This is a genomic window from Streptomyces sp. CB02923, assembly GCF_001905005.1.
GTDB lineage: Bacteria > Actinomycetota > Actinomycetes > Streptomycetales > Streptomycetaceae > Streptomyces.
On the sequence record NZ_LWKZ01000024.1, the window covers coordinates 1,000,440 to 1,026,134 of the forward strand.

The following is a 25,695-nucleotide window of genomic DNA, read 5'->3' on the forward strand; positions in this document are numbered from 1 at the left end:
CGGCCGGTGGTGACCTACGAGGCCGTGATCAGCGCCCGGCCCGACACATGGCACAAGGCCGCGGCTGAATGGGAGGCGCCGGCCAAGCACGCCCTGAGCGCGGCCCAGGACATCCGGGACAACGGCACCAGGCCGCTGGCGGACAACTGGACCGACGAGGTGGGCCGGAAGGCCGCGGGGGACTTCGAGAAGCCGGCCGGCCAGCTGGAGTCCGCTTACGGCATCCTGCTCGGCGGCAAGATGCTCTGCGAGGCCGTGGCCGAGAGCATGGAGACCGGGCTCGGTTCGGCCCGCGAGATGCAGGAACTCGCCCAGCGCCACAGCCTGCGTATCGGCACGGACGGCCTGCCCGAGGGCGCGCCGATGCCGGGTGAGGACCCGGACAAGCTGCATGCGCGCGAGCGTATCGTCGCGCTGCGCGACCATGTGCTGAAGCAGGCCGGGGAGGCCGACAACACGGCCGCGGCAAAATTCGCCATGCTGACGGCCAAGGTGAATGTCGCCGATCCCGATGAAGCGCTCAAGGTGCAGAACAAGGCGTCGCAGGCGGAGATGGAGATTCTCGGTGCCGAGATTCCCAGCGATGCGGGGGCGATGACCCAGCGCATGTGGTGGAACGGCCTGAGCGGGAAGCAGCGGCACGATCTGATGCTGGCCGACCCGGTCGCCCTGTCGAAACTGGACGGGCTGCCGGAGAGCGCCAAGCAGGAGATGCGCGGCGCGGACGGCAAGTTCGACCGCGTCAAGATGGTCGAATACGCACTGGAGAACTGGGATCAGGACGATCCGGTCGACTTCGGCAACAACTGCACCAATTTCGTGTCCCAAGCTCTCGATCACGCGGGTATGCAGAAGAAGCTCGACTTCTGGTCGGGGGCGCGGGGCGACGACACCTGGGGCCACGAAAGCGGTATCGGCAACGACTGGTGGGACAAGTCGATGTACTACTCGAAGTCCTGGGGCGGAGCCGAGAACCAGCAGGACTTCATGCTCCGGCACGGCGGCGAGGAAGTGCCCCGCAATCAGGTCCGCCCCGGCGACATCATCTATTACGAGCAGTCCGGCGACAACGACCGGATCGACCGAGAGCAGCCGCAGGACCGGCCGGTCCGCCGGCGCACCGCGTTCCTGTCCGTGCCCCTGCTGACCGCCGCATCCGTCACCTGCTTCGTCGCGACGCTGAGCGTGTCCTCGCAGCATGTCCACCACCAGTCCGCCGCCTGCCGGTACATCGCCGTGCCGTGGACCCATTTCGCCCTGTCCTACGGGAGCCTGGTGGCCGCCGTACTGGCGGTGACCGCGCACATCGTGCTCTCCCGCGTCGCACGGCGTCGCGGGCTCGCGCCGGACACGCAGCGGCGCAGCGGCTTCTCCACCCTGTGTGTCGTCATCGCCGGACTGATGGTCGCTTTGGCGGCCGTCACCACCGTCATGACCCATGCGGATGCCGCGGAAACGGCAGCCAACCTCGGCAAGCCCATGTGCGAGGGCTGACCGGCCGCCGGTGTGGCGGTGCCGCGGAGGCCCGTCAGAAGTGTCCCGGGCCGGGTCCGGCCCGGCCCGGGAGGCCGGGGTGGGCCTCGACCACCGGGTACGGCACGTGGGTCCGCCGGTCGGGGTCCACGGCGAGCCGTCCGCCTGCCGGGGGGCGGGCGCGCTGGGCGCAGTCGCGGCGTTCGCACAGGCGGCAGCCGAGGCCGATGGGGGTGGCGGCGCGGGGGTCGTCCAGGGCGATGCCCGCCGCGTAGACGAGGCGGTGGGCGTGCCGCAGTTCGCAGCCGAGGGCGACGGCGAAGTCGGCGCGGGGTGCGTGGTGGCCGAAGCCGCCGCGGGTCACGGTGCGGGCGATCCAGAAGTAGCGCTTGCCGTCCGGCATTTCGGCGACCTGGGTGAGGACGCGGCCGGGTGCGGAGAACGCGTCGTACACCGTCCACAGGGGGCAGGTGCCGCCGAGGCGGGAGAAGTGGAAGTCGGTGGCGGACTGGCGTTTGGAGATGTTGCCGGCCCGGTCCACCCGCAGGAAGGAGAAGGGGACGCCGCGCCGTCCGGTGCGCTGGAGGGTGCTGAGCCGGTGGCAGACCGTCTCGAAGCCGACTCCGAAGCGGGCCTGGAGGAGTTCGATGTCGTAGTGCAGTTCCTCGGCGGCCGTGTGGAAGGCGGTGTACGGCATCAGGAGCGCGCCCGCGAAGTAGTCGGCGAGGCCGATCCGGGTGAGCGCGGCCGACTCCGGTGAGGAGGGGCGGGCGCTCGCGGTGAGCGTGTCGAGCAGCGAGTCCTGCTCCAGCAGGGCGAGCTGGGTGGCGAGCTGGAAGGCGCGGCGGCCTTCGGTGAGCCAGGGTGAGAGGAAGAGCAGGCCCGCTTCGGGGTCGAAGCGCCGTACGTCGGCCGTCCGGGCCGGGGCGGCCTGGACTGCCCGTACCCCGTGCCGTTCGGCGAGGCGGGCGGCGAGCGCGTCGGCCGCGCGGCCGGGGCGCAGGCCGGCTTCGGCGGCGGTGTGCTCGGCGGCGGCGTCCAGCGGGCCGACGTGGTTGTGGTGGGCGTGGAAGAAGTCGCGGACCTCGTCGTGCGGTTCGGCGGGCGGCAGGGCGGCGCTGTCGCCGGGGCCGGCGAGGGCGGCGGCCTGCTCGGTGGCGTAGCGGTAGCGGCGGTGCAGGGCGACCAGGGCGCGGGCCACCTCGGGGTGGTCGCGGGCGACCTCGGCGATCTCCTCGGGGGGCGGCGGGGTGCCGCACGCCTCGTCGCCGAGGGCGGCGCGCAGGTCGGTGGTGAGGTGTTCCCCCTCGGCCTCGGAGAAGTACTCCGCGTCGACGCCGAGCACCTCGGCGATGCGCAGCAGGACGGGGGCGGTCAGCGGGCGCTGGTTCTGTTCGATCTGGTTGAGGTAGCTGGTGGAGATGCCCAGTTCGCGGGCGAGCTGTACCTGGTTGAGGCCGTGTTCGCGGCGGAGCCTGCGCAGTTTGGCGTGCGCGTAGATCTTGCGGACGGGCGGTCGTGTCATACCGCTGCCCCCTTCGTCGCGTGCGCCGTCGTTCCGTCGCCCGTTGCGAACGTAGCATCCGCAGGTTTCGCAGATTCCGCCGATCCGCAGCCCGGCACGGGAGGAAATCCGCAGGGTGGAGCGGTCGCGGCGGGGCCCGTCGCGGGGCAGGCTCGGCAGCGTAGGACGCCGCACCGCGCACCATCGCCGCACCGCGCACCATCTTCGAGGAGCCCCGTGATCGACCATCAGGTACGTGTCCACCCCAGCGCCGCCCGGCTGGCGCGTGAGGAGCAGCTCGCCTGGAAGCTGGCGGCCGTCGCCACCGGCACCCAGGACGCCCCGGATCTCGATCCGGACGCGGCGGCGATGGCGGCCAACCGGGTCGTCGACAACGCGGCGGTGGCCATGGCCTCGCTGCGCCGCCGCCCGGTCTCCGTGGCCCGCGCCCAGGCCCGGCCGCACACGGGCGCGCCGGGTGCCTGCGTCTTCGGCGCCGACGGTCTGCGGGTCTCGCCCGAGTGGGCGGCCTGGGCCAACGGGACCGCCGTACGGGAGCTGGACTTCCACGACACGTTCCTGGCCGCGGACTACGCCCACCCCGGTGACAGCATTCCGCCGCTGCTGGCCGTCGCGCAGCGCACCGGGCGCGGTGGCGCCGAACTGCTGCGCGGCATCATCGCCGCGTACGAGGTGCATGTCGCCCTGGTGCGGGGCATCTGCCTGCACCGGCACCGCATCGACCACGTGGCCCATCTGAGCGCCGCGCAGGCGTGCGGTCTCGGCGCGCTGCTGCGGCTGCCGACGGAGACGGTGTACCAGGCCGTCCAGCAGGCGGTGCACACGACGACCGCGACCCGGCAGTCCCGCAAGGGCGAGATTTCCAGCTGGAAGGCGTTCGCTCCGGCCTTCGCGGGCAAGGCCGCGATCGAGGCGGTGGACCGGGCGATGCGCGGCGAGGGCTCGCCCTCCCCCGTCTACGAGGGCGAGGACGGTTTCCTGGCCTGGATGCTGGACGGGCCGGACGCCGCGTACACGGTCGGCCTGCCGGAGCCGGGCGAGCCGCGGCGCGCCATTCTCGACACGTACACCAAGGAGCACTCCGCCGAGTACCAGGCGCAGGCCGTCATCGACCTGGCGCGGCGGCTGCGGGAGCGCACCGGGCCGCTGGAGAAGGTGCGTGGGATCGTGCTGCACACCAGCCACCACACGCACCAGGTGATCGGTTCCGGCTCCGGCGATCCGCAGAAGTACGACCCGGAGGCCAGCCGCGAGACGCTGGACCACTCGGTGCCGTACATCTTCGCGGTGGCGCTGGAGGACGGGGGCTGGCACCACGAACGCTCGTACGCGCCCGCGCGCGCGGCGCGGCCGGAGACCGTGGAGCTGTGGCGGAAGATCAGCACCGTCGAGGCCCCGGAGTGGACGCGGCGCTATCACCACCCGGACCCGGAGCGGCGCGCGTTCGGCGGCCGGGCCGTGGTGACGCTGGCGGACGGCACGGTGATCGAGGACGAGCTGGCGGTGGCCGACGCGCACCCGGCGGGGGCGCGACCCTTCGGCAGGGACGGTTATACGGCCAAGTTCCGCACTCTGGCCGAGGGCGTCGTCGCGCCCGCGGCGCAGGACCGTTTCCTGGCAGCGGCCCACGGGCTGTCCGCGCTGGACGGGCCCGGCCTGGACGGCCTCTTCCCGGCCGTCGGCGCCGACGCCCTCACCGCGTACGACGCGTCGCTCCCGAAGGGCCTGTTCTGATGCTGCACACCCGCACCACCGCCGCGCAGCGCCGCCGCGGCCTGCGCGACAAGCTCGCCTCCGGACGGCTGCTGCGCGTCCCCGGCGCCGTCAACCCGCTCTCCGCGAAGCTCATCGAGGACACCGGCTTCGAGGCGTGCTACCTGTCCGGCGCGGTGCTCGCCGCCGATCTCGGCCTGCCCGACATCGGCCTGACCACCTCCACGGAGATCGCCGCCCGCGCCCAGCAGTTCACCCGGGTCACCGGCCTGCCCGCCCTCATCGACGCGGACACCGGCTTCGGCGAGCCGATGAACGCGGCCCGGACCGTCCAGCTGATGGAGGACGCCGGGCTGGCCGGGCTGCATCTGGAGGACCAGGTCAATCCCAAGCGGTGCGGCCATCTGGACGGCAAGGCGGTGGTGCCGCGCGAGGACATGGTGCGTCGGCTGCGGGCCGCCGCCGACGCGCGCCGCGACCCGGACTTCCTGCTGATGGCCCGTACGGACGCACGTGCCGTGGAGGGGCTGGACGCGGCGATCGGCCGGGCCCGCGCGTACGTGGACGCGGGCGCCGACGCGGTCTTCCCGGAGGCACTGCGCGACGAGGCGGAGTTCGCCGCGTTCCGGGCCGCCGTGGACGTACCCCTGCTCGCCAACATGACCGAGTTCGGCAAGAGCCCCCTGCTCGACGCGGCCACCCTCGAACGGCTCGGCTACAACATCGCCCTCTACCCCGTCACCCTGCTGCGCCTGGCGATGGGCGCCGTCGAGGACGGCCTGCGCACCCTCGCCGCCGACGGCACGCAGGAATCGCTGCTGCCGCGCATGCAGACCCGCTCCCGCCTGTACGAACTCCTCGGCTACGAGCAGTACGCGGCCTTCGACTCGGCCGTCTTCGACTTCACCCTCCCGCCCGGCGACTGACCACGCTCCCGCCCGGCGGCCGTCCCGCACCGGAGGCCACCATGACCACCACCCCACCGGAGATCCACCGCGGCCTGGCGGGTGTCGTCGTCGACACCACCGCCGTCTCCACCGTGATCACCGAGACCAACTCGCTCACCTACCGCGGCTACCCGGTCCAGGAGCTGGCCGCCCACCGCTCCTTCGAGGAGGTCGCGTACCTGCTCTGGTACGGCGACCTCCCCGACGCCGCGGAGCTGCGCGAGTTCCAGGCCCGCGAACGGGCCCTGCGCCCCCTGGACCGCACCACCTCCGACCTGCTCGCCCGGCTGCCGCAGAGCTGCCACCCGATGGACGTGCTGCGCACCGCCGTCAGCTTCTTCGGCGCCGAGGACCCCGCCGAGGACGACGGCAGCACCGCGGCCAACCGCGCCAAGTCCCTCTCCCTGCTGGCGAAGCTGCCGGTCGTGGTCGCCGCCGAGCACCGCAGGCGGCGCGGCCTCGCACCGGTGCTCCCCGACCCCGGCCTGGGCTTCGCGGAGAATTTCTTCCACATGTGCTTCGGCCGTGTCCCGGACCCCGCGGTGGTCCGCTGCTTCGAGATCTCCCTCATCCTGTACGCGGAACACAGCTTCAACGCCTCGACGTTCACCGCACGCGTCGTCACCTCCACCCTCTCCGACCTGTACAGCGCGGTGACCGCCGCCATCGGCGCGCTCAAGGGCCCCTTGCACGGCGGCGCGAACGAAGCCGTGATGCACATGCTGGAGGAGATCGGCGCCCCGGAGCGCGCCGACGCCTGGCTGACGGACGCCTTCGCGGACCAACGCAAGATCATGGGCTTCGGGCACCGCGTCTACAAGCACGGCGACTCCCGCGTCCCGGTGATGCAGGAGGCCACCGACCGGCTCGTCGCCCTCGCGGACACCCCGGAAGCGGCCCGCCTGGCGGCCCTGCACACCGCCCTGCGCGAGGCGGTCCTGCGCCGCAAGGGCATCCACCCCAACCTGGACTATCCGGCGGGCCTCGCCTACCACCTGATGGGCTTCGACATCCCCGCCTTCACCCCCATCTTCGTCATGAGCCGCATCACCGGCTGGACCGCCCACATCACCGAACAGCTCGCCCACAACGCCCTGATCCGGCCGCTGGGGGCGTACAACGGGCCGGGGCAGCGAGGGGTGCCGGAGGTGGTGTGACGACGGATGCGGGCCTCCGCCGCGAGGTGACCGCGGATGCCCGCCGGACCCGGTGCCCGCCGGACCCGGTGCCCGGCGGGCTCACCCCTCCCGGTACAGCTCCTTGGCGATGATCGACCGCTGGACCTCCGTCGCCCCCTCGTAGATGCGCGGTGCGCGGACCTCGCGGTAGAGGTGTTCCAGGAGGTGGCCGCGGCGCAGGGCGCGGGCGCCGTGGATCTGGACGCAGATGTCCACGGCGTGCTGGGCGGTTTCGGTGGCCAGGAGTTTGGCCATGGCGGAGCGTTTGGCGATGTCGGGGGCGTTGCTGTCGTAGGCGGCCGCGGCCGCGTAGACCAGGAGGCGTGCGGCCTCGATGCGGGTGGCCGTCTCGGCGAGCTGGTGGGAGACGGACTGGAGGTCCTTGAGCGGGCCGCCGAAGGCGGTGCGGTCCGCCGCGTGGGCGAGGGCGGCGTCCAGGGCGGCCTGGGCCATGCCGACCGCGAAGGCGCCGACGCTCGGGCGGAAGAGGTTGAGCGTGCGCATCGCGACGCCGAAGCCGCGGTCCACCTCGCCCAGGACGTCGTCGCGGCTCACCGGCACGCCGTCGAAGACGAGGGTGCCGATCGGGTGCGGGCTGAGCATGTCCAGCGGTTCCCCGGACAGTCCCGGCCGGTCGGCGGGGACGAGGAAGGCGGTGATGCCGCGGGGGCCCGCGCGGCCGGTGCGGGCGAAGACGGTGACGAAGTCGGCCTCGGGCGCGTTGGAGATCCAGCACTTCTCTCCGGTGAGCCGCCAGGGCCCGGCGCCCGGCGGGCCGTCCGGCTCGGCGGCCAGGGTGAGCGCGGCGGCGTCGGAGCCCGCGTCCGGCTCGCTGAGCGCGAAGGCGGCCACCGCGCGGCCCGCGACGACCTCCGGCAGCCAGCGGTCCCGCTGGGCGTCCGTACCGGACTGGACGACCGGGTACGTGCCCAGGCCCTGGAGGGCGAGCGCGGTCTCGGCCTCGGTCGACTCCTGGGCCAGGGACTCGCGCAGCAGGCACAGATCGAGGGCGCGTACGGGTCCGTCGGCGGGGAACACCCGGCGCAGCAGGCCGTGTTCGCCGAGGGCGGCCACCAGGGGGCGGTTGACGCGGCCCGGCTCGCCGCGTTCCGCGAGCGGGCGCAGCTGTCCGGCGGTCAGCGCGCGCAGTTCGGCGCACCATGTCCGTTCCTGCGGTCCCAGCGCGAATGCGGTCACGGGCGGCTCCCTCGTCTCGGGCCCGGGGTGGCCGGGCGGGTCGCTCGGGTCGGTCGGCGCGGGTGGCTTTCCGGTACGGTCCACGCCGCCGGACCGTATCGCGCTCTGTTGACTGCCGTCACCAACACGTTACGCTGACGGCGGGCCGGCGCGGCAGTACCCGGACGGTTTCCCCAGCACGCCACGGCCGGATGCCGGGCAGGTCCGAGCACGGTTCCGAGCGTCCCCGCCGTCGTCCGCAAGGGGGCACCCCGGCATGGACCTGACGCCTTCGGCACACGCCGACACCTTCACCCGCGACCACCTCCCGCCGGCCGGCCGGTGGCCGCGCCTCACGGACCTCGGCTACCCCGGCCGGCTCAACTGCGGGGCCGAGCTGCTCGACGCCACGACCGAGCGGCTGGGCGCCGGCCGCCCGGCGTTCCGGGACGCGTCCGGCACGGTCTGGACGTACGGGGAGCTGCGCGAGCGGGTGGACCGCATCGCGCACGTCCTCACCGACGACCTCGGGGTGCTGCCCGGCCACCGGGTCCTGCTGCGCGGCCCCACCACTCCCCTGCTGGCCGCCTGCTGGCTGGCGGTGATGAAGGCGGGCGCGGTGGCCGTGACCGTGCTGGCCACCCAGCGCCCGCACGAGCTGGCGACCATCTGCGGCCTGGCCCGGGTGGCGCACGCGCTGTGTGACGTACGGGCGCTCGACGACCTCGCGGCGGCCGGTGTGCCGGGACTGCGGATCACTCCGTACGGCGGGGACGGGCCCGCGGACCTGCTGCGGCTCGCCGGGCGGCACTCCGGCCCGTACGAGGCGGTGGCGACCGCGTCCGACGACGTCGCGCTGATCGCCTTCACCTCGGGCACCACCGGACGGCCCAAGGGCTGTATGCACTTCCACCGCGACGTGCTGGCCATCGCGGACACCTTCTCCGCGCAGGTGCTGCGGCCCACGCCGGACGACGTGTTCGCCGGGAGCCCGCCGCTCGGCTTCACCTTCGGCCTCGGCGGGCTGGTGGTCTTCCCGCTGCGGGCCGGTGCCTCGGCGTTCCTGGCCGACTGGGGCGGCCCCGCACAGTTGCTGCGGGACGTCGCGCGGCACCGCGTGTCCGTGCTGTTCACCGCGCCGACCGCCTACCGGGTGATGCTGCCGAAGCTGCCCGGGTACGACGTCTCCTCGCTGCGCCGCTGCGTGTCGGCGGGCGAGAACCTGCCCGCCGCGACGTGGCGGGCGTGGGAGAAGGCGACCGGGCTGCGCATCATCAACGGCATCGGCGCGACGGAGCTGCTGCACATCTTCATCTCGGCCGCCGACGAGCGGATCCGGCCGGGGACCACGGGGCTGCCGGTGCCGGGCTTCGAGGCGCGGGTGGTCGGCGCGGACGGCCGGCCGGTGCCGGACGGGACGCCGGGGCTGCTCGCGGTGCGCGGCCCGACGGGCTGCCGCTATCTGGCGGACGAGCGGCAGCGGGAGTACGTACGCGACGGCTGGAACCTGACCGGCGACACCTACGTGCGGGACGCGGACGGCTACTTCAGCTACGTGGCACGGGCGGACGACATGATCATCTCGGCCGGGTACAACATCGCCGGGCCCGAGGTCGAGGACGCGCTGCTGCGCCACCCCGACGTCGCCGAGGCAGCCGTCGTCGGCCGGGCCGACCCGGAGCGCGGGCAGGTCGTGGTGGCCCATCTCGTCCTGCGGTCCGGCGTGCCGCGCGGGCCGGAAACGGTGGCGGCGCTGCGCGACTTCACCAAGTCGGCCGTGGCGCCGTACAAGTGCCCGCGCGAGATCGTCTTCCACGACGCGCTGCCCCGGACGCCGACGGGCAAGCTCCAGCGCTTCCGGCTGCGGGGCGGGGACGGCGCAGGTGGTGACGGTGCGGGCGGCGGCGATGCGGGTGGCACCGGTACGGACAGTGACGGCGCGGGCGACGCGGCATGACCGGTGACGCCGTTCGCACCGGCGGTGCCGGTATGCGATGCCGCCGTACCGCGTCCCGGCGGCTACGGCTACGATCGCGCCCTGAGCGGCCACGGCACGGCAGCCGTCCGCGCGCGCCCCTGCGCCCCCGGGCCGCCGACCGGAGCACGACAAGGCGGGAAACGACCACGTGAGCGACCAGTACGCACATGGCACGCCGCGGTCCCTGATCGTCACCTTCTACGGTGCGTACGGGCGCGGCCCGGCGGGCGGACCCGGCGGCCCGGAGGGCCCGGTGCCGGTCGCCGCGCTGATCAGGCTCCTCGGAGAGCTCGGCGTCGACCCGCCGTCGGTGCGCTCGGCGGTCTCCCGCCTCAAGCGCCGCGGGCTGCTGGTCGCCGCCCGTACGGAGTCGGGGGCGGCCGCGTACGGACTCTCGGACGCGGCGCACCAGCTCCTGGACGACGGCGACCGGCGGATCTACGGCAAGCCGTCCCCGGGGCCGTCGGACGGCTGGGTCCTGGCGGTCTTCTCGGTGCCCGAACAGGAGCGCCACAAGCGCCATCTGCTGCGCTCCCGGCTGTCCCGGCTCGGCTTCGGCACGGCCGCGCCCGGCGTGTGGATCGCGCCGTCCCATCTGTACGACGAGACCCGGCACACCCTGGACCGGCTGCAACTCTCCCCGTACGTCGACCTGTTCACGGGCGCGCACGCGGGCTTCGAACCGACCGCCGACGCGGTGGCGCGCTGGTGGGACCTGGAATCCCTCGCCGGCCGGCACCGCGCCTTCCTGAAGACCCACGAACCGGTGCTGCGCCACTGGTCGAACCGCCGCCCCGTGCCACCGGAGGCGGCGTACCGGGACTATCTGCTGGCGCTCGACGCCTGGCGCCGCCTCCCCTACGCGGACCCCGGCCTGCCCTCTCCCCTCCTGCCGGAGGACTGGCCGGGCGGCCACGCGGCGGACGTCTTCGGCCGGCTGCACGCCCGGCTGCGGGCGACGGGCGCGCGGTTCGTGCGGGCGGCGGTCGGCGAGCCGGGCCGGGCGGCCGCGGCCACCTGACACCGGCGCGCGGTCAGCGCCTTCGCTGGTGGGCCGCGGCGGCGGCCATCGGACGCGGCCGGGCGGCGGCGACGGCGGAGACGACGTCCTTGAACGAGCCGCACATGCGCGTACCGGCCACCGCCGCCAACTCGCCGAAGCTGCCCACCCCGTAGGTGACCGCGACCGGCTCCATACGGGCCGTGACCGCCATCCGCATGTCGCCGACCGTGTCCCCCACGTAGGCACTCTCCCAGGGTGCCACTCCCAGGTCGGCGGCGGCCCGCAGCACCATCTCCGGGTGCGGCTTGCCGCGCCGGACCATGTCCTGGCTGATGACGGGGCCCAGCAGGTCGCGGATGCCCAGCACGTCGAGCAGGGCTTCGGCGCTGCGGGTGCCTTTCGAGGTCGCCACGGCCAGTTCGATGCCGTGGGCGCGCAGCGCGGAGAGCCCGGCGGCGACGCCGGGGAACAGTAACCGCGGCCCCTCACGCAGCACTTCGTGGGCGAACAGCTCGCGGTAGCGGCCGATGGCGGCAGCCACCGCCTCGTGGTCCTCCGGCATGGCGAGCAGCTTGCCGAAGGCCGGTCCTGGCGGCTTGCCGATCGCGGCGGCGGCCTGCCGGGGCGTGACCGAACGGCCCTGTTCGGAGGCGACCTTGACCAGCAGTCTGCTGATGGCCGGCAGGGTGTTGGCGAGGGTCCCGTCGAGATCGAATACGGCGGCCCTGATGGTCTCGCCGGCCGCGGCCCGCGCGGCGCCCCCGGGACGTGGCACGGCTCCCGCTGATTCACGCATTGCTCGACACCTTCCGATTTCCTGTGGGCCCTGTGCATTTGTGGGTCCGGTCACCGTCCGTGACGGCGGCGCCGGACGCGGGAAGACGTGCCGGCGGTGCCCGCCCGGGAAGCTGCGGGCGCGCCGTGGCACACCGGTGTCCAAAATTGGCGTGCTCTCGTCGGAGCGGCGTCTCGGAGCCGCGTCCGCCCCCTGACCCGCCTTCGCCAGATTTAAAAACCGTCTGCGCTGTTTGTCAATGCACCCAGCGGGGCCTCGGCCGGGCCAGAACAACGCCCCATGTCGGCATGCTGGAGCGGGAACTGACGGCAAGTGAACCACCCAGGAAACTCGTTCACCTCAACTGCACCACAGCAACACTGAAGTAACACCAATCACTTGCTATTGCAGTTTTCGAACCGCATGGTTGGTTTAGTATGTAGAATGCGGTGCGCTCACAGCCGGACTAGAGACAGGACGGACACTGTGCCGACGCAGCATCGAGCGATACAAAGCCGCCAGGCTCTCCTCCGATCGGCCGCCGAAGCCTTCACCGAGAAGGGCGTGCCCTCCTCGGGAATGGTCGACATCAGCCGACGCGCCCGGCTGAGCAAGGGCGCCCTCTACTTCCACTTCGCGTCCAAGGAAGAGCTCACCTTCGCGGTGCGGAACGAGGCCCTCGGCGCGTTACGGGCCCTGGAGGACGAGCTGACCCACGCCCCGCACCCGGCACCCGCCGCCGTACGGGACTTCGCGATCGGACTCCTCGGCCGGGTGGACACCGACGTCGTCGTACGGGCCGGGCTGCAACTGCGCCCCGAAACCGCCCCGGGCATCGCCGAACCGGAACTCCAGCAGCGGTGGTTCACCCTCTTCCTGGAGAAGGCCACGGCCGACCGGGCAGCGGGAAAGCTGCCGCCCGGCGACGATCCGCGGCGCTCCGCACGGCTGCTGTCCGCCCTCGTCGTCGGCCTGCTGCACCTCGGCCACGAGGACCGGACGTGGTGGGACAAGGACGTCGTCACGGATATCTGGACGCAGTTGCTGCCCGGCGGGGCGGGCACGGCGGCCGAGGAGACCGCGGCGGCCGGACCCGTTCCGGAGCCGGCTCCGGCCCACTGACCGTTCCCGCACACCGCGGCCGTCCGCTCGGCGGGCAATCCCGCCGTATCCGGTTGCGTACGAGCCGCCGGCCCGGGCCGGCGGCCGGTTACGGAGTTCGGCGGGCGGGAAGTGCCGGCTCCGGTGGGGCATTGCTGCCAACCCGGTTTTCAATACCGCATGGTTGGCTTTTTTAATGCGCCGAAAATAGACTGACCAGACCGGACTCGTAAGGTTGCCCTTAGGTACGACACCCCCTCACAGAGCATACGGAGGACGACCGGTGGTCAAGCAGGAACGCGCAGTGCGCACGCGACGTGCCGTCCTCGAAGCAGCAGCCCAGGTCATCGGCACACGTGGGTACGAGGCGGCCACGATGGCGGAGATCATCCAGCGGGCCGGCGTGACGAAGGGCGCCCTGTACTTCCACTTCGCCTCCAAGGACGCCCTCGCCCGCGCCGTCATCGCGGAACAGACCGACCCCTTCATTCCGCAGGTCAGCGACTCCCGCCTCCAGGACGCCATCGACTTCACGCACCAGGTGGCGGTGGCCCTGCGGGACGACCCGCTGCTCCAGGCCGGCACCCGGATCGCCGTCGAGACCACGTTCACCGACGAGCCGCTGGTTCCGTACCAGGCCTGGATCGACATCGTCACGACGATGTTCGCCGAGGCCAAGGAGAGCGGCGAGCTGCTCCCCGCGGTCGCGCCGGACCGGGCGGCGGAGTTCTTCGTCTCGGCCTACATGGGGGTGCAGCTCTTCTCGCACGCCAGCTCCAACCGCCACGACCTGCCCGATCGCGTCACGGCACTGTGGAAGCACATCCTCCCCGGGCTGGCCTCGCCGGGTGCGCTGAGCCATCTCGACCCGCACGGCCGCCCGGTGCGGACCGCGGCCTGACCGCGACTCCGCGGCACCTGACCGACTCCCCGCACCCGCGGGTATGTTTCACCGGCCGGGGCCCGTCGCCCCGGCCCCTCCCTCCACCGGCATCTCCCCACAAGAAAGCTGGTGGAAGCACTAGAAAACAAACCATCCGGTTTGTATCTTAGGCCGCGTCGGTCCGCCACCGAGGCTCACGGAGTCCGAGCGAAGTGAGCCGTCACCAGGGAGGGAACCCGCATGGCCAGCGCCACGCTCACCGCGCCGTCCACCACAGCAGGCCACCGTCCGTTCGCCGGACGGGAGCACACCAGCCTCTCGGACCTGCCGCCGCTGACGACGACCGTGCCCCGGCAGTACGTGCACCGGACCGCCGTGTCGGAGGTGTTCCTGACCGACTGGCGCCGCGCGGGAACCGACGCCTGGGTGGTGAGCGCCCAGTGGCCGCGGGCGCACAGTTTCTACAGCCCCGTCGACGGTCTGCACGACCCGATGCTGCTGGTGGAAACGATGCGGCAGGCGAGCATCCTGCTGAGCCACGTGGCCCACGGCGTGCCGCTCGACCACCCCATCATCTGGCAGGACCTGCACTACTCCCTGGTTCCCGAGGCGCTGCGCGTCACCGGCACGCCCGCCGAGATAGAACTGCACATCACCGATCACGACCTGCTGTACCGCGGCGACCGGCTGGCCAGCGCGCGGCAGCTGTACCGCGTCCTGTGCGACGGCACCGAACTGGCCTCGGCCGAGCTGCACTTCTCCTGCCACAGCCCGGCCGTCTACCGCCGGCTGCGCGGCGAATACAGCGACCTCCAGCGGGCCAACGCCCGCAAGCTGGACCTGGCGGAGCCGGTGACACCGCGCCTGGTGGCCCGCGACCGCACCGGCGACGTGGTCCTCTCCCCCACCGGTCACGCCAACCGCTGGCAGCTGCGGGTGAACACCGCGCACCCGGTCCTCTTCGACCACCCCGTGGACCACGCCCCGGGCATGCTGATGATGGAGGCCGCCCGGCAGGCCGCACACGCCGCCGCGGGCCCCGGTTTCTCCCTGCCCGCCGACATGACGTGCTCCTTCCGCCGCTACGGCGAACTGGACGCCCCCTGCTGGGTCGCGGTGACCCCGGCCGGACGCGACGCCTGCGACCGCCTCCTCCTCGACATCACCGTCCGGCAGAACGGGCGGCCCGTCTTCACCGCCCGCGCCGCGAGCCAGTCGATACGCTGACCCGCCGACGGCCGGAAGCCCGGCCGCGCGCCGCGTCACCCCAGCGTCAGCCGTGGCTTCGGTGCGTCCGTTCGGCCGGTGGGCGGGGTGCGGCTCCCGGCGCGGTACGGCAGGGGCCATGGCGCGCCGGGCCCGGTGTAGTTCTGCTCGGCCGCCGCGTGCAGCGTCCAGTGCGGGTCGTACAGGTGGGGCCGGGCCAGCGCGCACAGGTCGGCGCGGCCCGCGAGGATCAGGGAGTTGACGTCGTCCCAGGACGAGACGGCGCCCACCGTGATCACCGGGACACCCAGGCGGTTGCGGATGCGGTCGGCGAACGGGGTCTGGTACGAGCGCCCGTAGTCGGGGCGCTCGTCGGGTACGACCTGGCCGGTCGAGACGTCGATGGCGGCGGCGCCGTGCGCGGCGAAGGCACGGGCGATCTCCACCGCGTCCTCGGCGGTGGTGCCGCCCTCGGCCCAGTCGGTGGCGGAGATCCGTACCGTCATGGGCCGGTCGGCGGGCCAGACGGCGCGCACCGCGTCGAAGACCTCCAGGGGGAAGCGCAGCCGGGCGGTGAGGTCGCCGCCGTAGGCGTCGGTGCGCCGGTTGGTGAGCGGGGAGAGGAAGCCGGAGAGCAGATAGCCGTGGGCGCAGTGCAGTTCGAGGAGGTCGAAACCGGCGCGGGCGGCCGACTGTGCCGACCGGACGAACTCATCGCGTATGTCGGTGAGTTCGGGCTCGGTCAGGGCGTGCGGTATCTGGTTGACGCCGGGGCGGTACGGCAGCGCGGAGGCCGCCACGAGCGGCCAGTTGCCGTCGGGCAGCGGCTGGTCGATGCCCTCCCACATGAGGCGGGTGGAGCCCTTGCGGCCGGAGTGGCCGAGCTGGACGCCGACGGCGGTGCCGGGCGCCTGCGCGTGCACGAAGTCGGTGACACGCCGCCAGGCCGTCTCGTGTTCCGGCTTGTACAGACCCGTGCAGCCCGGGGTGATGCGGCCCTCGGGGCTGACGCAGACCATCTCGGTCAGCACCAGTCCGGCGCCGCCGAGCGCGCGGGCTCCGAGGTGGACGAGGTGGAAGTCGCCCGGGGTGCCGTCGCCGTCGGCGGAGTACATGTCCATCGGGGAGACCACGACCCGGTTGCGCAGGGTCAGGCCGCCCAGCCGGAACGGCGTGAACATGGGCGGGGTACCGGCCGGCACGCCGGCTTCCTCCTCGACCGCCGCGACGAAGTCCGCGTCGCGCAGCCGCAGGTTGTCGTGGGTGACCCGGCGGCTGCGGGTGAGCAGGTTGAAGGCGAACCGGCGGGACGGCTGGCCGACGTACTCCGCGAGGTCTTCGAACCATTCCAGGCTGGCGCGGGCGGCCCGCTGGGTGGAGGCGACGACGGGCTGCCGCTCGGCCTCGTACGCGGCCAGCGCGTCCGGCAGGGCGGGGTGCTCCTCCAGGCAGGCGGCCAGCGCGAGGGCGTCCTCGACGGCCAGTTTGGTGCCGGAGCCGATGGAGAAGTGGGCGGTGTGCGCGGCGTCGCCGAGCAGCACCGTACGGCCGTGGGACCAGCGCTCGTTGACGACGGTGCGGAACGCGATCCAGGCGGAGTTGTCGGAGCGCAGCGGGCGTCCGCCGAGCGCGTCGGCGAAGACCTTGGCGCACCAGTCGGCGGACTCCCGCTCGTCGCACCGGTCCAGGCCCGCCCGGCGCCAGACGTCCTCGCGCATCTCGACGATGACGGTGCTGGCGCCGTCCGGGGCCGCCGCCCCGTCGGCCCGTGAGCCGGATTCCGCGCGGGCGTACGGGTAGCCGTGCAGCTGGACGACACCGTGTCCGGTTTCGGCGATCTCGAAGCGGAACGCGTCGAAGGCGAAGTCGGCGGCGAGCCAGATGTAGCGGCAGCGGTGGGTGGTGACGCGCGGGCCGAAGACGTCGGCGTGTGCGGCGCGGGTGAGGCTGTGCACGCCGTCGGCGGCGATCACCAGGTCGTGGGTGGCGGCGAGTTCGGCGGCGGGCGGGGCCTGCGTACGGAAGTTCAGCCGTACGCCGAGGGAGCGGCAGCGCTCGTGGAGGATGCGCAGCAGGGTGCGGCGGCCGAGGGCCGCGAAGCCGTGCCCGCCGGAGGTCAGGGTGCGCCCGCGGTGCACGATGTCGATGTCGTCCCAGCGGACGAACTCGCGCTGGAGCGCGCGGTACACCTGCGGGTCGGCGTGCTCGATGCCGCCGAGGGTCTCGTCGGAGAGGACGACGCCGAAGCCGAAGGTGTCGTCGGGGGCGTTGCGCTCCCAGACGGTGATGTCCCGCCGCGGGTCGAGGCGCTTGAGGAGGGCGGCGGCGTACAGGCCGCCCGGCCCTCCCCCGATGACGGCCACCTTCCGGACGCCCACCCTTATTTCCCCTGCCACTTCGGGGACCGCTTCTCGGTGAACGCGGCGTGGAATTCGGCGTAGTCGGCGCTGTTCATCAGCAGGGCCTGGGTGGCGGCGTCCATTTCCACGGCGGCGCCCAGCGGCATGTCCAGTTCGGCGGTGAGCAGTGCCTTGGTCTGGGCGTGGGCGAGCGCGGGCCCTTCGGCGAGCCGCTGGGCGAGGATGTGGGCGGCGGTGTCCGCGCGTCCTTCCTCGGCCAGTTCGCTGAGCAGGCCGATGCGTTCGGCCTCGGGGGCGCGGACCGGTTCGCCGAGCATCAGCAGCCGGGTCGCGTGGCCGAGGCCGACCACGCGCGGCAGCAGGTAGGCGGCGCCCATGTCGCCGCCGGACAGGCCGACCTTGGTGAAGAGGAAGGCGAAGCGGGCCGAGGGGTCGGCGACGCGGAAGTCGGCGGCCAGGGCGAGCACCGCACCGGCGCCCGCCGCGACGCCGTGCACCGCGGCGATCACGGGGAACGGGCATTCCCGTACGGCCCGTACGACCTGGCCGGTCATCCGGTTGAAGTCCAGCAGTTGCGCGGTGTCCATGGCGAGGGTGGCACCGATGATCTCTTCGACGTCGCCGCCGGAGCAGAAGCCGCGGCCCTCGCCGCCGAGGACGAGGGCGCGTGCGGACCGCTCTCTGGACAGCTCGGCGAGCAGGTCCCGCAGATCGGCGTACGCCTCGAAGGTCAGTGCGTTGAGCTTGTCGGGGCGCGCGAGGGTGACGGTGACGATGCCGTCTTCCCTGGTCACGCGGATGTGCTGCCATGCGTCGGTGGTACGGGCGGAACCTGTGAACGGGCTCATCGGGCTACTGCCCCCTTCAGCCGGACGGCTGGTACGGACACGCAATCGCGTTTCGAAGTTATCACCGTTGCGTGACTGTCGTCATGAGTGCGCGATAACCGGCCGGGCGCCGCCGCCCTGTGTGTCCGTCAGAATCGCGCTCGCGACCACATCGAAGAGGTGGTCGGCGCGCGGGGCGAGCGAGGGCTGATCGCCGAGCCAGGCGAGCATGGCCACCAGCGCGAACACGTCGGCGCCGTCGATGTCGCCCCGCGCCGTGCCCGCGGCCTGGGCGCGGGTGAGGAGTTGCGCACCGGCTGCGCGCAGGGTGACGCACGAGGCGTGGAGTGCGGATTCGGTGTCCTCGATGGCTGCTGCCATCAGCGCGGTCACGCCCCGGTATTCGGTGGTCCAGGCGACGCAGTCGCGCAGCCACGAAACGAGTGCGTCTTCGGGCGGGCCCGCCGCCTGGAGCTCGCCCGCCTTTGCCGTCAGTTCGTCGAAGCCCGTGCGGAGCAGGGCGTCGAGCAGCGCCTCGCGCGTCGGGAAGTGCCGCAGCAGCGTCGCGAGCCCGACATCGGCCCTGCGCGCGATGTCGCGCAGGGACACGTCGACGCCCTGCTCGGTGATGGCGGTGCTTGCTGCTGCGAGCAGGTGGTCGCGGTTCTTCCTGGCGTCGGCCCGCATCTGTCCCTCTTGACTATCCGGATCAGTGGTCCATATATTCGGATCAGTGGTCCACTTATGTGGATCGCTGATCCGGATCAGCGTATCCCGCAGCGCGGACAGGAGAAGACGATGCCGACACGCACGATGAGGGCCATCCGGCTCCATGAGCACGGCGGCCCCGAGGTGCTGCGCGACGACCGGGTGCCGATTCCCGCGCCGGGGCCGGGCGAGGTGCTCGTCCGCGTGCACGCGGTCGGCGTCAACCCCCCGGACTGGTACCTGCGCGACGGGATGGCCGATCTGCCTCCGGAGACGAGGCCGGAGTACAGCCTGCCCGTGATTCCGGGGACGGACCTGTCGGGCGTCGTCGAGGCCGTCGCCGCGGACGTGGACGGCCTCGCCGTCGGTGACCAGGTCTTCGGTCTCCTCCGCTTCCCCGGCTTCGGCGGCAGCACCTACGCCGAATACGTGGCCGCGCCCGCGGCGGACCTCGCGCGCAAGCCGGCCGGTATCGACCATGTGCACGCCGCGGGTGCGCCCATGTCCGGGCTCACCGCGTGGCAGTTCCTGATCAAGGTCGGACATGATCACCCCTCGCCCTTCCAGGCGGCGCGGCATCACCCGACGGTGCTCGACGCCGGTACGACGGTGCTCGTCAACGGCGCCGCGGGCGGCGTGGGGCACCTCGCGCTGCAACTCGCGAAGTGGCAGGGGGCACGGGTCGTCGCGGTGGCGTCGGGCGTCCATGAATCGTTCCTGCGCGACCTCGGCGCCGACGAGTTCCTCGACTACACCAAGAGCCGCCCCGAGGAACTCGTACACGACATCGACCTCGTCCTCGACACCGTCGGCGGCCCCGGCAGCAAGCGCTTCCTGCGCACACTCAAGCACGGCGGCGCCCTGTTCCCGGTGTTCTTCGGCGCCTTCGACGACGAGGAGACCGCCAGGCTGGGCGTCACGGTTTCGGGCACCCAGGTCCGCTCGGACGGAGCGCAGCTCGCCGAACTGGGACGCCTGCTCGACGCGGGCACGGTCCGGGTCGCGATCGACAGCACGTTCGCGCTCGCGGACGCCCGCGCCGCGCACGAGCGTGCCGCCCGCGGGCACATCCAGGGCAAGATCGTGCTCACCGCCGCGTAGGAACGAGCCGCTTCGCGCGGGTGCACGGCAAAAGAAAAGGGCAAGAAGGAAAACCCACTCCTTGCCACTACTAACATATAGCGCACCGGGGGCCTTGCCGCAAGGCCCCCTTGGTGGCGCACAATCACCGGCCTGAGGCAGAAATTCTGCGGAAATGGTGGTTGTGTTGATCGACGTGATCGTTGCCGGTGGTGGGCCGACCGGGCTGATGCTCGCCTGCGAACTGCGGCTGGCCGGGGTGCACGTGGTCGTACTGGAACGGGAGCCGGAGCCGACCAAGGTCGTCCGCGCGCTGGGTCTGCACGTACGCAGCATCGAGGTGATGGCCCAGCGCGGCCTGCTGGACCGCTTCCTCGCGCTCGGCACGCGGTACGAGGTCGGTGGATTCTTCGCGGGCATCAGCAAGGCGTGGCCCGACCGGATGGACACCGCGCACGGATACGTCCTCGGCATCCCGCAGCCCCTCACCGAGCGCCTGCTGACCGACCGCGCCGCCGAGCTGGGCGTCGAGATCCGGCGCGGCTGCGAACTGGCCGGGCTGAGCCAGGACGAGGACGGGGTGACCGTCGAGCTGTCCCCCGCCGCCGGGGGCACGGCCGCCGGGGGCGCACGGCTGCGCTCGCGCTACCTCGTCGGATGCGACGGCGGCCGCAGCACGGTGCGCAAGCTGCTGGGCATCGGCTTCCCCGGCGAGCCCACCAGGGTCGAGACGCTGCTGGGCGAGATGCAGCTGACCGCGTCGCCGGAGACGGTGACCGAAGTGATGACCGAAGTCCGCAAGACGCAGCTGCGGTTCGGTGCGGGGCACCTCGGGGACGGGTGGTACCGCGTCATCGTGCCCGCCGAGGGGGTGGCCGAGGACCGCTCGGTCCCGCCGGACTTCGAGGAGTTCAAGCGGCAGCTGCGGGCCGTCGCGGGCACCGACTTCGGCGTGCACTCGCCGCGCTGGCTGTCCCGGTTCGGCGATGCCACGCGGCAGGCCGAGCGCTACCGGGACGGCCGGGTGCTGCTGGCCGGCGACGCGGCGCACATCCACCCGCCGACCGGCGGGCAGGGGCTCAACCTCGGCGTGCAGGACGCGTTCAACCTCGGCTGGAAGCTGGGCGCGGCGGTCAACGGCTGGGCTCCGGACGGACTGCTGGACACCTACGAGGCCGAGCGGCACCCGGTCGCCACCGCCGTGCTGGACAACACCCGCGCCCAGATGCTGCTGATGTCCACCGAGCCGGGCCCTCGGTCGGTGCGCCGCCTGGTGTCGGAACTGATGGACTTCGAGGAGGTGAACCGGTACCTGATCGAGAAGATCACCGCGATCGGGGTCCGCTACGACTTCGGCGAGGGCCACGAACTGCTCGGCCGGCGGATGCGGGACGTGCAGCTGAAGCGGGGCCGTCTCTACGAGCTGACGCACGGCGGCCGCGGACTGCTGCTCGACCAGACCGGCCGGCTCTCGGTGGCGGGCTGGGAGGACCGGGTCGACCACGTCGTCGACGTCAGCGAGGAACTGGACGTACCCGCGGTGCTGCTGCGGCCGGACGGCCATGTGGCGTGGGCCGGTGAGGACCAGCGGGAGCTGCTCGGCCGGCTGCCGGAGTGGTTCGGGGCCGCCGTCAGCTGAGCGCGCGCCCGCGGTCCGGAGGTACGGGGCCCCCACCCTCGCCGGCGGGTTCCGTACCGCCCCGGGCCAGCCGGGAGTGCCGCCGCCCGTACAGCGAGTAGACAAGCGCGCCGACCGCCAGGAATCCGGCGAACTGCAGCCAGGTCGCCGGTCCCGTTCCGTAGATCAGGTAGCCGCAGAAGGCGATGCCGAGCACCGGGCTGACCGGGAAGAACGGCACCCGGAAGCGGCGCGGCAGGTCGGGACGGGTGCGGCGCAGCACCATGACGCTGACGTTGACCACGGCCATCACGGCCAGCGTGCCGATGGTCGTCAGATTCATGACGACGTCCAGCGGGACCACCGCGGCCGGGACGGCGAAGACGACGGCGACGATCCAGGTGCCCGCCACCGGCGTGGAGGTCTTCGGCGAGATCCGCTCGAAGACCCGCGGGACGAGTCCGTCGCGGGACATCGACATCAGGATGCGGGTCTGCCCGTACATGACGGCCAGGACGACGGAGGCGATGGCGAGAACCGCGCCGAAGGCGATGACACCGCCGCCGACGGCCGAGCCGGTGACCTGGTTGACGACGAGCGAGAGCGCCGCGGGCTTGTCGCCCACCTCGTCGGCGGAGAGCGCGCCGATGGCGGAGAGCGCGACCACGCAGTACAGGACGGTGACCAGGCCGATGCAGATCATGATCGCGGTGGGGATGCTCCGGCGCGGGTTCTTCACCTCTTCGCCGGCCGTGGTGATCGCGTCGAAGCCGATGTAGGAGAAGAAGGCGACCGAGGCGCCGGAGGTGATGCCGGCGATGCCCTCCGGGGCGAACGGCGTGAGGTTGCCGTCCCGGAAGGCGGTGAAGGCGATGACGCAGAACAGCACCAGGATCGCCAGCTTCAGGACGGCCATCGCGGCCGTCGCACGGGCGCTCTCCCGGATGCCGCGCACCAGCAGCACCGCGGCCAGCAGCATCACCACGACCGCCGGGACGTTGACGATGCCGCCGTCGCCCGGCGGGCTGGACAGGGCGGCGGGCAGCTGCCAGCCGACGAGGCTGTTCAGCAGCTCGTTGAGGTACTGCCCCCAGCCGACCGCGACCGCCGACACGGAGACGCCGTACTCCAGCAGCAGGCACCAGCCGACGAGGAAGGCGGTGCGTTCGCCGAGGGTGGCGTAGGCGTAGGAGTACGAGCTGCCGGACACCGGGACGGCGCCGCCCAGCTCCGCGAAGGAGAAGGCGGTGAAGACGCAGGTGACGGCGGCGAGCACGAAGGAGACGAGGACGGCGGGGCCGGACCGGGCGACGGTGTCGGACAGGCCGACGAAGATGCCGGTGCCGACGATGGCGCCGATGCCGAAGCACACGAGCTGGAAGAGCCCCATGGTGCGCTTGAGGCCGTGGCCTTCGAGATCCGCGCCGGATTCGGCGACGAGGACGTCGGGGGACTTGATGCGCAGTCCGGACGGACCTGACGGAGGCATGCGGATGGTTCTCATCTCTGGTGGTGCGTGGTGCGTGGTGCGGCGCGCGGCGGGGTGGGCCGCGCACGGGGCGAGGCCGGACCGGTGGGTCCGGACCCGCGAGTCAGTTCGATGGTAGCCCTTGTAGCTGCATGATCGCCCATGGGGTCGTATAGCCATGCAATACGGGCGTACAGGGCCGCGCGGCGCCGGGCCGCGCGGGGGCGACGGCGGGCTTCAGGCCAGGGTGGCGACCAGGATCGCCTTGATCGTGTGCAGCCGGTTCTCCGCCTCGTCGAAGACGACGGAGTGCGCGGACTCGAAGACCTCGTCCGTGACCTCCAGGGAGGTCAGTCCGTGCCGCTCGTGGATCTCCTGCCCGACGGCGGTGCCCAGGTCGTGGAAGGCGGGCAGGCAGTGCAGGAACTTCACGTCCGGGTTGCCGGTGGCGCGCAGCACGTCCATCGTGACGGCGTAGCCGCCGAGCAGCGCGATCCGCTCGTCCCAGACCTCCTTGGGCTCGCCCATCGAGACCCACACGTCGGTCGCGACGAAGTCCGCGCCGCGCACCCCTTCGGCCACGTCCGCGGTGAGCGTGACGCGGGCGCCGCTGTGCGCGGCCAGCTCCTTGGCCCGGGTGACGACCTCCTCGTCGGGCCAGAGACCCTCGGGCGCCACGATCCGTACGTCCATGCCGAGCAGCGCACCGGTGATCAGGTAGGAGTTCCCCATGTTGTAGCGGGCGTCACCGACGTAGGCGAAGGCGATCTCCGGGAGCGGGCGGCCGGGCACGTGCTCCTTCATCGTCAGCACGTCGGCGAGCATCTGGGTCGGGTGCCACATGTCGGTCAGGCCGTTGAAGACCGGGACGCCCGCGTGCGCGGCCAGCTCCTCGACGTCGGACTGGGAGCTGCCCCGGAACTCGATGGCGTCGAACATCCGGCCGAGGACCCGGGCGGTGTCCTTCACCGACTCCTTGTGCCCGATCTGCGATCCGGCCGGGTCGAGGCAGGTGGTCGAGGCACCCTGGTCCGCCGCGGCGACCTCGAAGGCACAGCGGGTACGGGTGGAGGTCTTCTCGAAGATCAGGGCGATGTTGCGGCCCCGCAGGCGCGCGACCTCCTCGCCCGCGCGCTTGGCGGCCTTCAGCTCGGCCGCCAGGTCGACGAGGCGGTGGAACTCCTCGGCGCTGAAGTCCAGCTCCTTGAGGAAGTGGCGGCCCTTGAGGTCTATCGCCATGGTGGGCTCCTAGGTCGCGGCAATGAGTACGACTGGAAGTGTATACGAGAGTCCGTATCCCTATACGGGGCGGCCGCCGGCCACAGCCGCGTACGGCACCCCGCCCTTCCCTGTTCTCCCCCTGCCGCGGGGGCTTCTCCCCTATACCGGGTCGCGTTCCACCGGGCAGCTCATGCAGCGCGGGCCGCCCCGGCCGCGCCCCAGCTCACTGCCCGGAATGGTAATGACCTCGATGCCGCGCTTGCGCAGGAAGGTGTTGGTCGTGACGTTGCGCTCGTACGCCACCACCACGCCCGGCTCGACGGCCAGCACGTTGCACCCGTCGTCCCACTGCTCGCGCTCGGCCGCGTGCACGTCCTGCGTCGCGGTCAGCACCCGGATGTCGTCCAGGCCCAGCGCCGCCGCCATGGCCCGGTGCATGTGCTCCGGCGGGTGGTCGGTGACCTTCAGCTCCTGGTCACCGGCGCCCGGCTCGATCGTGTACGAGCGCAGCATCCCCAGCCCCGCGTACTGGGTGAACGTTCCGCCGTCGACCATCGTCATGACCGTGTCCAAGTGCATGAAGGCCCGCCGCTTGGGCATGTCCAGCGCCACGATCGTCCGCGCGGAACCGGCCGCGAACAGGCCGCGCGCCAGCATCTCCACCGCCTGCGGCGTGGTCCGCTCGCTCATCCCGATCAGTACGGCGCCGTTGCCGAGCACCAGCACGTCGCCGCCCTCGATGGTCGAGGGGTAGGCCGCCTGCCCCTCCGACCAGACGTTGAAGCCGCCTCCCCGGAACAGCTTGTGGTGCCGGTAGATCGCCTCGTAGTGCACCGTCTCGCGCTGCCGGGCCGGCCAGCGCATGGCGTTGACCGACACCCCGTCGTAGACCCACGCCGAGGTGTCGCGGGTGAACAGGTGGTTGGGCAGCGGACGCAGCACGAAGTCGTCGAGGTCCATCACATGGAAGCGGACCGAGGTCGGCTCCGGGTGCGCCGCCAGGTACTCCCGCTTGGTCATCCCGCCGACCAGCGCCTCCACCAGCTCGGGGACGGCCATCGCGTCGAAGACGGCCCGCAGGTGGTCGGTGGCCAGCGGCCCGTACTCCTTTTCGTGGAAGACCCGGTCCAGCACGAGCGTCCGGGCCTCGGGAGACCGGAGGGTCTCCGCCAGCAGGTCCCCGAACAGGTGAACCTCGACGCCCCGGTCCCGGAGGATGTCCGCGAAGGCGTCGTGCTCGGCGCGCGCCCGGCGCACCCACAGCACGTCGTCGAAGAGCAGGGCGTCCTTGTTGGTCGGGGTGAGTCGCTTCAGCTCCAGATCGGGGCGGTGCAGGATGACGCGGCGCAGCCGCCCGGCCTCGGAGTCGACATGGAATCCCATGCCCCCATCTTCGCCGCTGGAGGCCCGCGGCGGAGGACCGTGGACCGCCCGCGACACGGGGTTTCGCTTCCG

20 protein-coding genes are annotated in these 25,695 nt (G+C 72.4%); 11 read left to right on the forward strand and 9 right to left on the reverse strand.

The genetic code is table 11. The annotated features are described in order from the left end of the window. Positions 1 to 6 precede the first annotated feature (6 nt). On the forward strand, positions 7 to 1,494 hold the full coding sequence (locus A6A06_RS27580; protein ID WP_073764301.1) for an amidase domain-containing protein: 1,488 nt from the start codon (positions 7 to 9) through the stop codon (positions 1,492 to 1,494). 34 nt (positions 1,495 to 1,528) lie between these two features. Here A6A06_RS27580 and A6A06_RS27585 read toward each other — a convergent pair whose 3' ends face one another. Then, complete coding sequence (locus A6A06_RS27585) at positions 1,529 to 2,998, reverse strand: short-chain fatty acyl-CoA regulator family protein (RefSeq protein ID WP_073764303.1); 1,470 nt, start codon at positions 2,996 to 2,998, stop codon at positions 1,529 to 1,531. A gap of 216 nt (positions 2,999 to 3,214) precedes the next feature. Between A6A06_RS27585 and A6A06_RS27590 the strand changes: the two genes are divergently transcribed. The 3 genes from A6A06_RS27590 to A6A06_RS27600 are packed head-to-tail and all read left to right on the forward strand — an operon-like array spanning position 3,215 to position 6,815. Further along, positions 3,215 to 4,732 carry an MmgE/PrpD family protein gene (locus A6A06_RS27590; protein ID WP_073764305.1) on the forward strand — a complete coding sequence of 506 codons (1,518 nt, stop codon included), beginning with the start codon at positions 3,215 to 3,217 and terminating at the stop codon, positions 4,730 to 4,732. After that, positions 4,732 to 5,637, forward strand: a complete 906-nt coding sequence (gene prpB, locus A6A06_RS27595) for a methylisocitrate lyase (RefSeq protein ID WP_073764307.1) — start codon at positions 4,732 to 4,734, stop codon at positions 5,635 to 5,637. The genes A6A06_RS27590 and prpB overlap by 1 nt, the downstream gene beginning before the upstream one ends. Positions 5,638 to 5,678: 41 nt before the next feature. Further along, positions 5,679 to 6,815, forward strand: a complete 1,137-nt coding sequence (locus tag A6A06_RS27600; RefSeq protein ID WP_073764309.1) for a bifunctional 2-methylcitrate synthase/citrate synthase — start codon at positions 5,679 to 5,681, stop codon at positions 6,813 to 6,815. 81 nt (positions 6,816 to 6,896) lie between these two features. Here the strand turns inward: A6A06_RS27600 and A6A06_RS27605 are convergent, their stop codons facing one another. Next, on the reverse strand, positions 6,897 to 8,033 hold the full coding sequence (locus A6A06_RS27605; RefSeq protein ID WP_073764311.1) for an acyl-CoA dehydrogenase family protein: 1,137 nt from the start codon (positions 8,031 to 8,033) through the stop codon (positions 6,897 to 6,899). 256 nt (positions 8,034 to 8,289) lie between these two features. Between A6A06_RS27605 and A6A06_RS27610 the strand changes: the two genes are divergently transcribed. Together A6A06_RS27610 and A6A06_RS27615 are read left to right on the forward strand one after the other, a co-directional pair. Next, positions 8,290 to 9,969: an AMP-binding protein gene (locus A6A06_RS27610; RefSeq protein WP_242440963.1), complete on the forward strand. Its 1,680-nt coding sequence runs from the start codon at positions 8,290 to 8,292 to the stop codon at positions 9,967 to 9,969. Between the two features lie 169 nt (positions 9,970 to 10,138). Continuing rightward, positions 10,139 to 11,011, forward strand: a complete 873-nt coding sequence (locus tag A6A06_RS27615) for a PaaX family transcriptional regulator (protein WP_073764314.1) — start codon at positions 10,139 to 10,141, stop codon at positions 11,009 to 11,011. A 13-nt stretch (positions 11,012 to 11,024) separates the two neighbouring features. Here A6A06_RS27615 and A6A06_RS27620 read toward each other — a convergent pair whose 3' ends face one another. Then, on the reverse strand, positions 11,025 to 11,789 hold the full coding sequence (locus A6A06_RS27620) for an HAD family hydrolase (RefSeq protein WP_079194374.1): 765 nt from the start codon (positions 11,787 to 11,789) through the stop codon (positions 11,025 to 11,027). A 423-nt stretch (positions 11,790 to 12,212) separates the two neighbouring features. Here A6A06_RS27620 and A6A06_RS27625 point away from each other — a divergent pair, with 423 nt between their 5' ends. From A6A06_RS27625 to A6A06_RS27635, 3 genes are all read left to right on the forward strand, one after another. Then, the gene (locus A6A06_RS27625) at positions 12,213 to 12,890 is read left to right on the forward strand and encodes a TetR/AcrR family transcriptional regulator (RefSeq protein ID WP_274535892.1); all 678 of its coding nucleotides are present in this window, start codon (positions 12,213 to 12,215) and stop codon (positions 12,888 to 12,890) included. A gap of 283 nt (positions 12,891 to 13,173) precedes the next feature. Next, complete coding sequence (locus A6A06_RS27630) at positions 13,174 to 13,770, forward strand: ScbR family autoregulator-binding transcription factor (protein WP_242440965.1); 597 nt, start codon at positions 13,174 to 13,176, stop codon at positions 13,768 to 13,770. A gap of 222 nt (positions 13,771 to 13,992) precedes the next feature. Continuing rightward, positions 13,993 to 14,979 (forward strand): ScbA/BarX family gamma-butyrolactone biosynthesis protein, encoded by a 987-nt coding sequence (locus tag A6A06_RS27635; protein WP_073764320.1) that lies wholly within the window; start codon positions 13,993 to 13,995, stop codon positions 14,977 to 14,979. A 35-nt stretch (positions 14,980 to 15,014) separates the two neighbouring features. Here the strand turns inward: A6A06_RS27635 and A6A06_RS27640 are convergent, their stop codons facing one another. The 3 genes from A6A06_RS27640 to A6A06_RS27650 form a co-directional block, all read right to left on the reverse strand. Then, on the reverse strand, positions 15,015 to 17,336 hold the full coding sequence (locus A6A06_RS27640; RefSeq protein ID WP_079194375.1) for a bifunctional salicylyl-CoA 5-hydroxylase/oxidoreductase: 2,322 nt from the start codon (positions 17,334 to 17,336) through the stop codon (positions 15,015 to 15,017). Between the two features lie 2 nt (positions 17,337 to 17,338). Continuing rightward, positions 17,339 to 18,166: an enoyl-CoA hydratase family protein gene (locus A6A06_RS27645; RefSeq protein WP_073764324.1), complete on the reverse strand. Its 828-nt coding sequence runs from the start codon at positions 18,164 to 18,166 to the stop codon at positions 17,339 to 17,341. An 81-nt stretch (positions 18,167 to 18,247) separates the two neighbouring features. After that, the gene (locus tag A6A06_RS27650) at positions 18,248 to 18,832 is read right to left on the reverse strand and encodes a TetR/AcrR family transcriptional regulator (RefSeq protein ID WP_073764326.1); all 585 of its coding nucleotides are present in this window, start codon (positions 18,830 to 18,832) and stop codon (positions 18,248 to 18,250) included. A 111-nt stretch (positions 18,833 to 18,943) separates the two neighbouring features. On the opposite strand from A6A06_RS27650, the gene A6A06_RS27655 reads away from it, so the two are divergent. Together A6A06_RS27655 and rox are read left to right on the forward strand one after the other, a co-directional pair. After that, positions 18,944 to 19,954 (forward strand): NADP-dependent oxidoreductase, encoded by a 1,011-nt coding sequence (locus A6A06_RS27655; RefSeq protein ID WP_199931189.1) that lies wholly within the window; start codon positions 18,944 to 18,946, stop codon positions 19,952 to 19,954. A 166-nt stretch (positions 19,955 to 20,120) separates the two neighbouring features. Beyond that, the gene (gene rox / locus A6A06_RS27660; RefSeq protein WP_073764733.1) at positions 20,121 to 21,572 is read left to right on the forward strand and encodes a rifampin monooxygenase; all 1,452 of its coding nucleotides are present in this window, start codon (positions 20,121 to 20,123) and stop codon (positions 21,570 to 21,572) included. Here rox and A6A06_RS27665 read toward each other — a convergent pair. The 3 genes from A6A06_RS27665 to A6A06_RS27675 form a co-directional block, all read right to left on the reverse strand. Next, positions 21,565 to 23,040: an amino acid permease gene (locus tag A6A06_RS27665; RefSeq protein WP_199931190.1), complete on the reverse strand. Its 1,476-nt coding sequence runs from the start codon at positions 23,038 to 23,040 to the stop codon at positions 21,565 to 21,567. The genes rox and A6A06_RS27665 overlap by 8 nt on opposite strands. Positions 23,041 to 23,256: 216 nt before the next feature. Next, the gene (argF, locus tag A6A06_RS27670; protein WP_073764330.1) at positions 23,257 to 24,258 is read right to left on the reverse strand and encodes an ornithine carbamoyltransferase; all 1,002 of its coding nucleotides are present in this window, start codon (positions 24,256 to 24,258) and stop codon (positions 23,257 to 23,259) included. 141 nt (positions 24,259 to 24,399) lie between these two features. Further along, positions 24,400 to 25,623, reverse strand: a complete 1,224-nt coding sequence (locus A6A06_RS27675; protein WP_073764333.1) for an arginine deiminase — start codon at positions 25,621 to 25,623, stop codon at positions 24,400 to 24,402. Positions 25,624 to 25,695: the final 72 nt, after the last annotated feature.